The sequence below is a fragment of the Variovorax sp. E3 genome, assembly GCF_016082275.1.
In the GTDB taxonomy this organism is placed as follows: Bacteria; Pseudomonadota; Gammaproteobacteria; order Burkholderiales; family Burkholderiaceae_C; genus Variovorax.
In genome coordinates, this window is sequence record NZ_MOWM01000106.1 from 14,654 (window position 1) to 27,161 (window position 12,508).

14 protein-coding genes and 2 pseudogenes are annotated in these 12,508 nt (G+C 69.7%); 8 read left to right on the forward strand and 8 right to left on the reverse strand.

Annotated elements, in window-relative coordinates; genetic code table 11:
• The first annotated feature begins 67 nt into the window (after positions 1 to 67).
• Genes BMG07_RS42930 through BMG07_RS28040 form a run of 3 tightly spaced genes read left to right on the forward strand, consistent with a single transcriptional unit; the run spans position 68 to position 1,921 of the window.
• Positions 68 to 325 carry a hypothetical protein gene (locus BMG07_RS42930; RefSeq protein WP_269759460.1) on the forward strand — a complete coding sequence of 86 codons (258 nt, stop codon included), beginning with the start codon at positions 68 to 70 and terminating at the stop codon, positions 323 to 325.
• A complete protein-coding gene (locus BMG07_RS28035) occupies positions 217 to 972 on the forward strand; it encodes a DMT family transporter (protein WP_307867098.1) in 756 nt (251 codons plus the stop codon). Before BMG07_RS42930 ends, BMG07_RS28035 begins: the two co-directional genes overlap by 109 nt.
• Positions 973 to 1,009: 37 nt before the next feature.
• Positions 1,010 to 1,921 carry a hypothetical protein gene (locus BMG07_RS28040; RefSeq protein WP_198087282.1) on the forward strand — a complete coding sequence of 304 codons (912 nt, stop codon included), beginning with the start codon at positions 1,010 to 1,012 and terminating at the stop codon, positions 1,919 to 1,921.
• Positions 1,922 to 1,930: 9 nt separating this feature from the next.
• On the opposite strand, the gene BMG07_RS28045 is transcribed toward BMG07_RS28040, so the two are convergent.
• Positions 1,931 to 2,812, reverse strand: coding sequence for a CoA transferase (locus tag BMG07_RS28045; RefSeq protein ID WP_198087283.1), 882 nt, complete (start codon positions 2,810 to 2,812; stop codon positions 1,931 to 1,933).
• A 189-nt stretch (positions 2,813 to 3,001) separates the two neighbouring features.
• Between BMG07_RS28045 and BMG07_RS28050 the strand changes: the two genes are divergently transcribed.
• On the forward strand, positions 3,002 to 3,904 hold the full coding sequence (locus tag BMG07_RS28050; protein WP_198087284.1) for an SDR family oxidoreductase: 903 nt from the start codon (positions 3,002 to 3,004) through the stop codon (positions 3,902 to 3,904).
• On the opposite strand, the gene BMG07_RS28055 is transcribed toward BMG07_RS28050, so the two are convergent.
• Positions 3,905 to 4,363: an Lrp/AsnC family transcriptional regulator gene (locus tag BMG07_RS28055; protein WP_198087285.1), complete on the reverse strand. Its 459-nt coding sequence runs from the start codon at positions 4,361 to 4,363 to the stop codon at positions 3,905 to 3,907.
• A gap of 124 nt (positions 4,364 to 4,487) precedes the next feature.
• Here BMG07_RS28055 and BMG07_RS28060 point away from each other — a divergent pair, with 124 nt between their 5' ends.
• Complete coding sequence (locus BMG07_RS28060) at positions 4,488 to 5,096, forward strand: glutathione S-transferase (protein WP_198087286.1); 609 nt, start codon at positions 4,488 to 4,490, stop codon at positions 5,094 to 5,096.
• A 9-nt stretch (positions 5,097 to 5,105) separates the two neighbouring features.
• On the opposite strand, the gene BMG07_RS28065 is transcribed toward BMG07_RS28060, so the two are convergent.
• Together BMG07_RS28065 and BMG07_RS45100 are read right to left on the reverse strand one after the other, a co-directional pair.
• Entirely contained in the window at positions 5,106 to 5,495 is a 390-nt protein-coding gene (locus BMG07_RS28065) for a DUF488 domain-containing protein (protein WP_198087287.1), read from the reverse strand.
• Positions 5,496 to 5,524: 29 nt separating this feature from the next.
• Positions 5,525 to 7,392, reverse strand: a pseudogene (locus BMG07_RS45100) (PhoX family phosphatase).
• Between the two features lie 90 nt (positions 7,393 to 7,482).
• Here BMG07_RS45100 and BMG07_RS28075 point away from each other — a divergent pair.
• Together BMG07_RS28075 and BMG07_RS28080 are read left to right on the forward strand one after the other, a co-directional pair.
• Complete coding sequence (locus BMG07_RS28075) at positions 7,483 to 8,307, forward strand: crotonase/enoyl-CoA hydratase family protein (RefSeq protein WP_198087288.1); 825 nt, start codon at positions 7,483 to 7,485, stop codon at positions 8,305 to 8,307.
• Positions 8,308 to 8,628: 321 nt separating this feature from the next.
• The gene (locus BMG07_RS28080; protein ID WP_019653070.1) at positions 8,629 to 8,943 is read left to right on the forward strand and encodes a hypothetical protein; all 315 of its coding nucleotides are present in this window, start codon (positions 8,629 to 8,631) and stop codon (positions 8,941 to 8,943) included.
• A 9-nt stretch (positions 8,944 to 8,952) separates the two neighbouring features.
• Here the strand turns inward: BMG07_RS28080 and BMG07_RS28085 are convergent, their stop codons facing one another.
• The 4 genes from BMG07_RS28085 to BMG07_RS28095 form a co-directional block, all read right to left on the reverse strand.
• On the reverse strand, positions 8,953 to 9,174 hold the full coding sequence (locus tag BMG07_RS28085; protein WP_198087289.1) for a hypothetical protein: 222 nt from the start codon (positions 9,172 to 9,174) through the stop codon (positions 8,953 to 8,955).
• A 52-nt stretch (positions 9,175 to 9,226) separates the two neighbouring features.
• Complete coding sequence (locus BMG07_RS44355; RefSeq protein ID WP_307867100.1) at positions 9,227 to 9,904, reverse strand: hypothetical protein; 678 nt, start codon at positions 9,902 to 9,904, stop codon at positions 9,227 to 9,229.
• Positions 9,841 to 10,326, reverse strand: a complete 486-nt coding sequence (locus BMG07_RS44360; RefSeq protein ID WP_307867101.1) for a hypothetical protein — start codon at positions 10,324 to 10,326, stop codon at positions 9,841 to 9,843. The genes BMG07_RS44355 and BMG07_RS44360 overlap by 64 nt, the downstream gene beginning before the upstream one ends.
• Positions 10,327 to 10,550: 224 nt before the next feature.
• Positions 10,551 to 11,696 carry a DSD1 family PLP-dependent enzyme gene (locus BMG07_RS28095; protein WP_198087290.1) on the reverse strand — a complete coding sequence of 382 codons (1,146 nt, stop codon included), beginning with the start codon at positions 11,694 to 11,696 and terminating at the stop codon, positions 10,551 to 10,553.
• A 108-nt stretch (positions 11,697 to 11,804) separates the two neighbouring features.
• Between BMG07_RS28095 and BMG07_RS28100 the strand changes: the two are divergent.
• Positions 11,805 to 12,508 (forward strand): annotated as a pseudogene (locus tag BMG07_RS28100) (LysR family transcriptional regulator); the annotation flags it as partial.

Here is a 12,508-nt window from a genome sequence, read left to right on the forward strand (position 1 = left end):
ATGCCCGCCCGATCGCAGCCGATCGGCTCGCGGGTGTCATGGAGAACTCTCAACAATGAACGCAAGAATGTCTGCCGCCCTGGCCTGGGGCGGCGTGCTGCTGGCCGGCGCCCTGTGGGGCGGCGGTGCGCTGGTGGCGCAATTCCTGATCCAGGGCGGCGTCGCGCCGCAAAGCCTGTCGCTCGCGCGCTTTGCGCTGGGTCTGCCGCTGCTGTGGTGGCTGCACTGGCGGGCGCGGTGGGGCCGGGCGCGCGCTGGGCCGAGCTGGCCGGGCGCGAGCGCTTCCAGATGCTGGCCACGGGCGCCGCGATGGCGCTCAACGTGAGCTGCTGGTTCGTCGGCATCTCGCACCTCGGTGCCGCGCTGCCGACCGTGATCTCGATCTGCTGCGCGCCCGTGATCGTCGCGCTGGTGTCGGTGCTGCGCGGCTACGAGCGCTTCGGCTTGCGCCTGCTCGCGGGCCTGCTGCTCGCGCTGGTGGGCGTGCTGCTGCTGGTGATGCCGGCCGCCGGCTGGGGCCCGCTGGCGCCCGGCCATGCGGCAGGGCTGGCCTGGTCCTTCGGCTCGGCCTTCTGCTACGCGATGGTGGTGTTGGGCAACGCGCGCATGCCGGCGCGCGTGCCTGCGGTCACGGCCTCGGCGTGGGGCATGACGGTCGCGGCGCTGTGCATGCTCGCCATCGCGTGGCCCGGCGGCATCACCTGGCCCGCCGATGGCGCGCAATGGCTGGGCGTGGGCTACACGGGCGTGGTGACGACCTCGGTCGCCTACCTGGCTTTTGCCTGGGGCGCACGGCGCCTGTCGCCGACGGCGGCGGTGGTCGGTACGCTGATCGAGCCGCTGGTGGCCGCCGTGCTGGCGGCCGCGCTGCTCGCACAGCCGATGGCCCCGCGCCAATGGGCCGGGGCCTTGCTGCTCGCGGGCGCGATGCTGCTGCTGGTGCGGCGCGGCAAGCCCACGCCGGCCGACTGAACGCACGGGGAGGCCTTCCGTTGTATGGTGTGGCCCCATGAGCAGTTCGCCCCACCTGCCGGTTTCATGGTTGCACACCCTGGCGGGCGCGTTGCTGCTCGCGGCTTCGGTGCCGGGGCTTGCCGCCCCGCCCGAGGCGCCAGCGGCGCCGACGGCCCAGGCGCTGCGCGCCACCCACCAGAAGCTGAGGGAGAAGCTCGACCACAGCAGCTTCGGGCGGCCGGTGCAGCTCGATTCCATGGAAACGGCCGACGGCCTGCAGGGCGACGTCTACGCGGTGGTCGAGCACCCGCTGTCGGAGATCAGCAGCGCGCTCAAGGGGTCGGCCCACTGGTGCGACGTGCTGACCCTGCACATCAACAACAGGCGCTGCCTCGTGGCCAACGGGCCGCAGGGGCGCGACATCCTCACGCTGTACGTGGTGCGGCGCTACGACAAGCCGCTGGACCAGGCCTTCGAGCTGCCTTTCGTCTATCACGTCGTCGGCTCCTCGCCCGAGCACCTGTCGGTGGAGATGTCGGCGGAAAGCGGCCCGCTGGGCACGAGCAACTACAGCGTGAAGCTCGAAGCCGTGGCGCTGGACGAGCGCAAGAGCTTCCTGCACTTCAGCTACAGCTACGACCACAACGCGATGGTGCGGCTGGGCACCATGGCCTACCTCGCGACCTTCGGCAGCGACAAGGTGGGCTTCACCGTGATCGGCAAGACGCCCGAGGGCCAGCCCGACTACATCCGTGGCCTGCGCGGGCTGGTGGAGCGCAATGCGATGCGCTACTTTCTGACGCTCGATGCCTACCTTGCCGCGCCCGGCGCCGACCAGGTCGAACGCCGACAGCGACGCTGGTTCGCGGGGGCCGAGCAGTACCCGCGGCAACTGCACGAGATCGACCTCGACACCTACCTCGCGCTCAAGCGCGAAGACCGGCAGCGCGACGGCCTCGCGCGCTGAGCCCGCAGATCAGTCGGCCAGCGTGAGCAGGGGCACGTCGCGCGCGCGGCCCATGGCTTCGAGTTCGGCGCGGGTGCGGGTGGCGAGCCACGCGGCCAGTGCTTCATGCGTGGCGGGCGCGAGCATGTCGCGTGACGCGACGTCGGCCGCCTCGCACAACCGGGCCGCGAAATGCGGCTCCAGCGCTGCCACGGCCACGCGGCCATCGGCGCAGGGGTAGACGCGGTAGCCCGCGTGCGCGCCGCCGACCGCGCCCGACGGCTGGGTCAGGCCCCAGGTGCGGGGCAGGGCGAGCCAGTCGGCCGATGCGTTCAGGGCAACCTCGAGGTACACGCCGCCCGCCTTGCGCGAGCGCATCAGCACGGCCTTCAGCACCGCTTCGCTTGCGAGCAGGGCGCCGCCCATGTCGGCGTAGAGCGTCGGGGGCAGTTCAGTGCCGGTGACGAGCCCGCTCTCCGCGAGGTAAGTCAGGTCATGGCCGGGCTCTTCGGCGCGCTCGCCGGGCGCACCGACGATGGCGACCTGCGACAACGCGGGGTAGCGCGCATGCAGCGTGGCCCAGTCGAGCTTGAGCTTGGTCAGCGCGGAGGGGCGAAACGAGGTCAGCAGCACATCGGTGGTCGCGAGTTCGGCGTGCAGCTGCTGCTGTCCGGCTTCGCTCTTCAGGTCCACGGCGCGCACCTCGACGCCGTCGTGCAGCGCCGCGTAGGCCGGCTGGTTGTAGAGCGCCATCGGGTCACCGCCGGGCGGTTCGAGCTTGAGGCAGGCGGCGCCCATGCCGAGGCAGCGCAGCAGCGCGGCGGGGCCGGGCAGGTTGAGCGCAAGGCTCAGCACGCGCACGCCTTCGAGCGGCGTGGCGTGATTGTCGGCAGGGTTGGTGGAACTCGACATCGGCGGGTGTCTCCTGGAAATTCGTTTTGCACATTCTCCCCGGTGAACGGGCCGCGGCAGAGTCGCCACGGAGCCACTTCCCGCAAGCCGGCACGTGTGCGCGCGCGTAGCATGGGCGGCTGGCAGCCACCTTCCTTGCCGCTGCCCCGATCACAAGCACCACCCCAAGCAAACGACAGGAGACGAACCATGTTTGAAGCTTCCCTGATGAGCGGCCAGCGCATCCTCGTGACCGGCGGGGGCACGGGCCTTGGCCGTGCGATGGCCGAGCGCTTCCTGAGCCTGGGCGCCGACGTCGCCATCTGCGGCCGACGCCAGTCGGTCTGCGAGGAAACGGCGGCCGAGTGGCGCCAGCAGTTCCCGGGCCGGCGCATCGACACCTTCGGCGTCGACATCCGCATCGCGCAGCAGGTCGACGACATGGTCGAGAGCCTGTTCCAGAGCGGCGGTCTCACCGGGCTGGTCAACAACGCGGCGGGCAACTTCGTGTCGCCGACCGAGAGCCTCTCACCGCGCGCCTTCGACGCCATCGCGAACATCGTGTTCCACGGCAGCTTCTACGTGACGCAGGCCGTGGGCAAGCGCTGGGTGGCGCAGGCCAAGTCGGGCGCGTGGAAGCCCGGCGACGCCTTTCGCAGTGTGATGAGCATCATCGTGACCTGGGTCGACAACGGCAGCCCCTACGTCGTGCCCTCGGCCATGAGCAAGGCCGGCATCGAGGTGATGACCAAGTCGCTCGCGGTGGAGTGGGCGCGGCACGGCATTCGCCTGAACGCCGTGGGCCCCGGCGAGATTCCGACCGAGGGCATGAGCAAGCGCCTGAACCCCGGCGAAGAGCCCGGCGCGCGCAGCAAGCAGAACAACCCGATGGCGCGCACCGGCCGCATGAGCGAGCTGCAGAACCTCGCGTCGTTCCTGATGGCGCCCGGGCAGTGCGACTGGCTCACGGGCCAGAGCATCATGATGGACGGCGGCAATGCGCTGGCCACCGGCGGCAACTTCTACGAACTGCGCCAGTGGAGCGACGCCGACTGGCTGGCCGCGCGCGAACGCATCGAGGCGCAGAACCAGAAGGACAAGGCCCAGCGCTGATTATTTTCGCGGCGCCCGGGCCGCGTGCACGGTGACGTGCTTGTTCACCGGGCTCGACAGCACCAGCGACGTGGTCACCGCGCCGTCGACCGCCAGCGCGTCGACCACGCGCTCCAAGTCGGCCGGCTCGGCGATCGCGCAGCGCACGATGAAGCAGTCTTCGCCGGTCACGCGATCGGCGCCCAGCACTTCGGGCATGGCCTCGAAGAGCTTCAGGTACTTGGCGATGCCCGCGTGCGTGGTCTCGATGCGGATGATGGCCTGCAGCCCCACGCCCAGCGCGCGGAGGTTGACGCGCGCGCCATAGCCTTCGATCACGCCGGCCTCTTCGAGCTTGCGCACGCGCTCGCTCATGGCCGGCTGCGACAGGCCGATGCGCTTGCCCAGCGCGGCCAGGCTCTGGCGCGCATCGGCCTGCAGCGCCTCGAGGATCAGCCGGTCTTTCTTGTCGATGTTCATGTGCGGGTCCGGGAGATTACGCTGCCGATGATCGATCGGTTCGAGGCCGTGATTTTCGATGGATTGCTCTTTGGCGCGAGGGGCACGACGGGTAACGTGGCGGGCATCTTTTTCAGGAGAACCCATGCAACTCGTCGGCATGCTCGACTCACCCTACGTGCGGCGCGCCGCCATTTCGCTGCGGCTGCTCGGCGTGCCTTTCGAGCACCGCTCGGTGTCGGTGTTCAGCACCTTCGAGCAATTTCGCGAAATCAATCCGGTGGTGAAGGCGCCTACGCTGGTCTGCGACGACGGGACGGTGCTGATGGATTCGACGCTCATCATCGACTACGCGCAGGCGTTGAGCGGCCGCAGCCTGATGCCTGCCGACCTTGCGCAGCGAGTGCGCGCCTTGCGCATCACGGGGCTTGCGCTCGCGGCCTGCGAGAAGACCGTGCAGATCGTCTACGAACACAACCTGCGGCCGGCCGAGAAGCTGCATCAGCCGTGGGTGGATCGGGTGCGCGGCCAGCTCGTCGCGGCGTACTCGGCGCTTGATCAGGAGGTGTCGGCGTTACCGTCGCCTGTCGATGAAGAGTCGCTGACGCAAGCCGGCGTGTCGACGGCGGTGGCGTGGTCGTTCACGCAACTGATGCTGCCCGACGTGATCGCAGCCGTGGACTTTCCTGTGCTGGCCGCCTATGCCGCGCAGGCGGAGTGCCTGCCCGTGTTCCTGGGCGCTCCGCAAGTCTGAAAACGACGCTCAGTCCGCGATGTCCGCCCCGCGCTCGGCCAGCAGGCTGCGCAGCACGGAACGGTGGCAGTGCGCCTCGTTCTCGCAATAGCAGCCGACCGCCAGTGCGGTGCCGTGCGACAGCGCGGCCAGCAGGTCGAGGCTGCGGCTTGCGTCCGGCTCGGCCATCTCGGTCTTGAACTTGCGCACGAAGGCGTTCCACTGCGCGGGCGTTTCCGCTTCCTGCGCCTGCTTCATCGTCTCGACCGATGGCGCGAGGTTCGGGTACCACACGTCGTACCAATCCTGCGAGGCGAACTCGGTCTTCGGAACGCCGCGAGGCGGGCGGCGTACGGTGCCGACGCGCAGGCCTTCGCCGGGTGCGCGCGGCGTGCCGAGGCGAACGATGCGGATGCTCATGGGCTTTCCTTTCTTTTCGAGGTGCTGTCTCAGGTGCCGACGATACCGCCGTCGCGCCGGCGGATCGCCAGCGTCGCCGAGCGCGGCCGCGCGCTTCCCGGCTCGGCGGCATCGGGCCACGCGCTGTTGTGCTTGGTGTCGCCGTCGTCGCGCGCCTCGCCCGGGTGCTGGATGTTCACGAACAGCGTGCGCCGGTCGGGCGTGACCACGCAGCCCGTGATCTCGCAGCCGTTCGGCCCCGTCAGGAAGCGCTTGATGCGGCCGGACGCCGGGTCGGCGCACAGCATCTGGTTGTTGCCGAGCGAGGCATAGGGCGGCGTGCCGATCACCTGGCCGCTCATGTCGGTCTGGATCCACAGCAGGCCGCCCTTGTCGAAGTGCAGTCCGTCGGGCGCGCCGAACATGTCGACGTCCTTGGCGGGATAGCGCGCGCCGCTGCCGGGCCGCGCCGGGTCGCCCGCGAGCGCGAAGTGGTCCCACGCGAAGCCGGTGCCGGCGGCGTCGCCGTTGTCTTCGCGCCATCGCAGGATGCCGCCGTAGAGGTTGTTGGCGCGCGGGTTGGCGGCATCGGGCCCGGGCTTGCCGGCGTCGCCGCGCTGGCTGTTGTTGGTGAGCGTGACATAGACCTCGCCGGACTGCGGATGCACCGCGATCCACTCGGGCCGGTCCATCTTCGTGCCGCCGACCACGTCGCCGGCCAGGCGCGCGTGGATCAGCACCTCGGCCTGGTCGGCAAAGCCGTGGGCCGCGTCGAGGCCGTCGCGGCCGTGCGTGAGTTCCAGCCACTGGCCGCGCCCGCCCGCGTCGTAGCGCGCCACGTACAGCGTGCCGTCGTCCAGCAGGTGGCGGTTGGCGGCGCGCGCGGCGGCGTCGTGCCGGGGCGCACCTTCTCGCGGCTCACGAACTTGTAGATGTATTCGAAGCGCGAGTCGTCGCCCATGTAGACCACGAGGCGGCCGTCCTTGGCGACGGTGCAGGTCGCGCTTTCCTGCCGCTTGCGGCCCAGCGCGGTGCGCTTGATGGGCGTGGCGGTCGGATCGAACGGATCGATCTCGACCACCCAGCCGAAGCGGTGCGGCTCGTTGGGATGCTTGCTCAGGTCGAAGCGCTCGTCGAAGCGCCAGTACTCGACCCACTGCGTGCCCGGCACCGTGCCGTAGCGGCGCTGAGCGGCGCTCATGCGCGAGGCGGTTTCCTTCGGGCCGCCGAAGTAGCCGTGGAAGTTCTCCTCGCAGGTCAGGTAGGTGCCCCAGGGCGTGACGCCCATTGCGCAGTTGGCGAAGGTGCCGAACACCGCGTCGCCCGCCGGATTGGCGGCGGTGCGCATCAGCGGCGTGCCGGCGGCGGGGCCCGCGATGCGCATCGGCGTGTTGCCGTGCACGCGGCGCGCGAACGGCGAGGGCTGCACCTGCCGCCAGCCCTCGGGCGTGCGGCGGATCTCGATGACCGACACGCCCATGGCATGGAGCGACTTGCGCACCTTCTCGGGCGTCCATGGCTTCACGCCGTCGGGATGCAGCAGTTGCTCGTCGGTGTATTCGTGATTCATCACGAGCAGGCCGCGGTCGCCGCTCGCATCGAGCGCGAAGAAGTGCATGCCGTCGTGGTGCATGCCAGCCTGCACGGCCTGGTCGTCGGCGCTGTTGGAGGCGTCGGGCGCGAAGGCCGGCATGCGTCCGGCGACGCCGGTGGGCGTGCCCCAAGGGTAGAGCAGTTGCCATTCGTACTCGGGCGGAATGACGACGCCGTCGCGCAGCGAGGCGGGCACACCGGTGAAGCCCAGCACGTCGGCGCCGCTTGCCCCCGCGGAGGTTGCCGCGCAGCCCTGGCCGAACAGCGCCACGACGGCGGCGGCGGAGCCCGATTGAAGAAGAAAGCGGCGGCGGTCCAGGGTCATGGCGGGAGCTGTTGTGTAGGCGACAGCCGCCATCATCGCCGAGCGCCGCGGCGGGCGATACTCGCGCCCGAACCGCCCAGGAGACATCGAATGACCGACCGCATCGAATGGACCCGCCACGCCGACGGCGTGGTGGAACTGCAGCTCTCGCGCGCCGACAAGATGAACGCGCTCGACCCCGCGATGTTCGAGGCGCTCATCGCCGCCGGCGAAGCGCTGCGCGACGACAAGGCGGTGCGGGCCGTGGTCATTGCCGGCCGTGGCAAGGCGTTCTGCGCGGGGCTCGACATGGCTTCGTTCGAGCGCATGGAGCAGGGCGCCGCCGGCGTGCTGGGCGAGGGCGCCGCGGGCACCGACCTGCTGACGCGCACGCATGGCATGTCGAACGCGGCGCAGCAGGTCGCGATGGTGTGGCGCGAAGTGCCGGTGCCGGTCATTGCCGCCGTGCACGGCGTGGCCTTCGGCGGCGGCCTGCAGGTGGCGCTGGGCGCGGACATCCGCATCGTCGCGCCCGACACCAGGCTCTCGGTGATGGAAATCAAGTGGGGCCTGGTGCCCGACATGGCCGGCATGGTGCTGATGCGCGAACTGGCCCGCGCCGACGTGGTGCGCGAACTCACCTTCACCGGCCGCATCTTCTCGGGCGAGGAGGCCGCGCAGATCGGTTTCGCGACGCGCCTGTCGGCCGACCCGCTGGCCGAAGCGCTGCAAATGGCGCACGAGATCGCCGGCAAGAGCCCCGATGCCATTCGCGCGGGCAAGCGGCTGCTCAATGCCTCCGCTTCGCTGGGCGACGCCGAGCTGCTGATGGCCGAGTCGGTCGAGCAGATGGCGCTGATCGGCAGCCCCAACCAGGTCGAAGCCGTGAAAGCCAACATCGAGCGGCGCGCGCCGCGTTTCGACACGCCTGCCTGACGGTCATTCTTTCAGCGTGCCACGAGCGGCCGGCGTTTGCCGGGCCGCTCGTTTTTCGTTGTGCGAACGCTTTTTCGCGCCTGAACGCGCCGATGTTCGGGAGAATCGCGCGCTCCCGAAACAGAGTCGAACGAAGAAAAGCCCAACTACAGAATCTTTGTGTAAGAATAAAGTAGTTGTTTTAAGGGGAAAATGGATGGAATTGGACACAATTTGTGTGCAGAAGGTCACGTCTTCCCCCGAGATAGACCCCCGGGAGGATGGCTCCTGACGCAACACTCATCAACAATCGAACGCTTTGCTTAGCGACGGCGATCCTGCATGTCGACGACCACGTTTTTCTGTAACCTCAGCGTGCCCATCCTGGTGGGCGAGGATCGCTACAAGTACGTCCCCATCGTTGGGGTCTTCCGCAGCATTCCGTTCGATCAAGTCGATGAATGGGTGATGCACCCCGACGGCCGGCCGCGCAGCGACCGCGAACTCGCGGCCGAAGTTCTTGTAGAGATCCGCAAACCACTCGGCTCGAGTGGACGCACCGCACCGCACGCTTTCGACGTGGCGGACATCCTGCAGCTCGACCGGGCCGCGGCGATCGTCGTGTCCACCTTCCTGGCGGCACTCCCTCGCGTTTGAACGGGGCGCTCAGTCGCACCTGAACAGCACGCCGCTGCCCGGCGTGTTCGGCGCGTCCGCCTGCGCCAGAAAGCGGATCGGATTGCCGTCCTTGCGGCAATAGGCCTCGGCTTCTGGCTGGCTGGCCGCGCGCAGGATGCCGTCGTAGAGGCGCACCACGCCGGTGACAGGCGGGGCGGCGCAGGCGGCCAGGGCGAGGAGGGGAGCAAGGGCAAGCAGCAGTCGGCGCATGGGTCAATGAGGCAATGAGCTTCGGGTCGTGAGACCCGCGACTCTAAGCGCCTCAGGACGCGATGGCGCCCACCGCCCAATAGAAAGTCGGCCGCGCGCCGTTGAGCAGGTGGTCGCCCACCACGCGGCCCTTGTAGATGGTCGGGTTGTGCGACGCCAGCGTGCGCGCATTGCGCCAGTGCCGGTCGAGCCGCCGGTCTTCCTGCAGCGCCGAGGCGCCGCCGATGTCGAACAGCCGCGTGCCGGCCTGCAGGACCGCGTCGACGATGCCGGCCTGCGCCTTGGCCGTGTTCAGCTCCACCTCGAACAGCAAGCTTTCGGGTGCCGGCTCGCCGCGCTGGCGAAAGCGGTCGATCTCGCCGAGCCCGCGCGCCACCGCCTGCACGGTCGAGGCCGCGATGAAGGCCGTGCTCGCCAACTGGCCGATCACCTGCTGCACCAGCGGATCTTCGCGCGGCGTGTCGCCGCTGCCGTGGCTGTAGACGCGCTTGCGCGGCTGCACGAAGGCGACCGCGTCGCGCACGATCGCCCGCGCGATGCCGGCCAGCGTGGCCAGGTGCGTGAGCTGGAAATGCGCGGTGAGCGGTGTGGGCTGGTCGCGCACGTACAGCAGCACGTGGCCCGGCTTCACCCGCACGTTGCGAAAGCGCGTGGTGCCCGAGGCACTCAGGCGCTGGCCGAAGCCGCGCCAGTCGTCGACGCGCTCCACGCCCTCGGCTTGCGCCTGCACCAGCGCGATGACGCGCTCGCTGCTGCCGTCGCGTTCAGCCGCTGGGCCGAGACCGAGATCCAGTCGGCATACAGCGTGCCGGTGCTGTAGTACTTGTCGCCGTCGAGCCGCCACGCGTCGCCGTCGGGCTTCAGCGTGGTCTGCATGGTGGTCAGCGAGCCGTCGCCCAGCTCGGTGGTGGCGTTGCCGAAGATCACACCCTCGGCCGCCAGGCGCATCCACGGGCCGTGCAGCGCGGGGTCGATCTCGGCGAGCAGGCGTTCGATGAAGCCGAAGTGTGCGCGCAGGATCTGCGGCAGGTTGGAGTCGGCTTCGCCCAGCTCGATGAGCAGGTCGTACAACTGCTCGACCGAGGCGCCGATGCCGCCATGCGCGAGCGGCACGCGCAGGGCGCCGAAGCGCTCGGCATTGAGCCAGGCCACGGGCCCGTGGGCCAGTTCGCGATCGTTCTCGCGCTGCGCCGCGTGCTGGGCGATGCGCTGGAAGACGGGGCGAAAGCGGGCGTGAGTTGTTGCGAGGAGGGGGCTTGCGCGCCGGCGTCGTGCGCGGCGGGGCGCGTCGTTGCTTCGAGGGATTCCATGTGGCCTCGACTGTCCCCCGCGCCGCCGCGCTTGTGAAATACGCTTTTCGCGTTTTCTTATGTCGCCTATCGCTTGCCGCGCGCGTCCACCGGCCAGATGGCGAGCAGCGTGCCGCCGTCGACCACGTGGTAGGCGTCATGCAGGTTGACCGTGGGGTCGCAGTGCGGCGTCACGAACTCGACGCGCGCGCCGAGCGCGGGCCGGGGGCCGCCGGGCAGCATCAGCTTGCCGTGCTCGTCGCCGAAGAAGGCGTAGCGGCTCGCGGGGTCGACGCCGCGCGCCACCAGCGGTGCGCCGCTGTCGGTCGAGAAGCATTTGGTGCCGCCGTCCACCGTCACCCAGTCGGCCGCGTTGGTGCTGACCACGGCTGTCTGCACGAACAGCGACACCTCGAAGGGCGAGGGCTGTCCTTCGCTGGACAACACCTGCGTGTATTCCGCGTCCATGAAGACATAGGAACCGGCCTGCAGCTCGGTGAATGCGTTCTCTTGCGAATCGAGGTCGTGCGTGCCGGTGCCCGCGCCCGTGACGATCTCGAAATTCAAGCCTTGGCGCCTGGCTGCCGCGACGATGCCCGCCACGGTCTCGCGCAGGCCGGCAGCGGCCGCGCTGCGCTGCTCGCGCGCCACGATGTGCTGCAGGTTGCCAGCGTACGACTGCAGCCCGCGCAGCCGCAGGCGCGGCTCGGCCGCCACCAGCTTCGCGAGTTCGAGCACCTGCGCCTGCGTGGCGGCGCCGGTGCGGTTGTAGCCCGCGCCGTAGTCGACCAGCACGTCGAGCGGATGCGTCAGCGCACTGGCGGCCTGCACCAGATCGGCCAGGTTGCGCGGGTTGTCGACCACCACCATCACGTCGCCGGGACGCGCGCGCTGCGCCAGCTTCATGAGCCGCGCGATCTTGCTCGGCGTCACGGCCGGCGAGGTGATGAGCACGCCCGGGATGCCGCCCTCGACCATCACTTCCGCTTCGCCCATCGTGACGCAGCTCACGCCGATGGCGCCGGCAGCCACCTGGCGCCGCGCGATCTCGACCGACTTGTGCGTTTTCACGTGCGGCCGCAGGCCGATGCCGCGCGACCTGGCGAAGGCCGCCATGCGCTCGATGTTGCGCGTCATGACGGGCAGGTCGATCAGGAGTGCGGGCGTGTCGAGCAGGTGGCGGCCGCCGGGAACGCCGATCAGCGGCGCGTTGATTTGCAGGTCTTGGGGCATCGGTGGGTGGGGGTGGAAGGGGTTGTGGCGCGGGAAAAAGACAGGATTGTGAAATGATCGCATCGAAATGTGTGATCGATTCATGGTTTCCGAAACGGCGGGCCGGTGATGAAGGCGCTCGACATCGAGGCGGTGCAGGCCTTCGTGCACGTGGCCGAGCTCAAGAGCTTCACGCGCGCGGCCGAGGCCATGGACATGTCGCAGTCGGCCGTCAGCCTGAAGGTGAAGCGGCTCGAAGACGCGCTGGGGCGCCGGCTGCTCGAACGCACGCCGCGGCTGGTGCGCCTGTCCGCCGAGGGGCTGGCCTTTCTGCCGTCCGCGCGGCATTTGCTGGCCGCGCACCACGGCGCGCTCGAATCCTTCGGGCTGCAACTGCGCCGGCTGGTGATCGGCATCAGCCACCACATCGTGGGCGCCGAGCTGCCGCTGCTGCTGCGGCAGGTGAAGGACGCCGAGCCGCGCGTGGTGATGGAGGTCCGTGTCTCCACCTCGCGCGAGCTGCTCGACGACTTCGATCGCGGCGTGCTCGACGCGGTGCTCGTGCTGCGGCATGACAGCCGCCGCCTCGACGGCGAAGTGCTGCTCGAGGAAGCCTTCGGCTGGATGGCCGCGCCCGACTTCGTGCATCGCTCGGGCGAGCCGCTGCGGCTGGCCACGCAGGCCGAGCCTTGCAGCGTGCGCAGCATGGCCGTGACGGCGCTGGCCGGGGGCGGCGTGCCGTGGACCGAGGTGTTCGTGGGCGGCGGTGTGCTCACGGTGGGCGCCGCCGTGTCGGCCGGGCTGCGGTGGCCGCGCTGGGGCGCCGGGTGGCG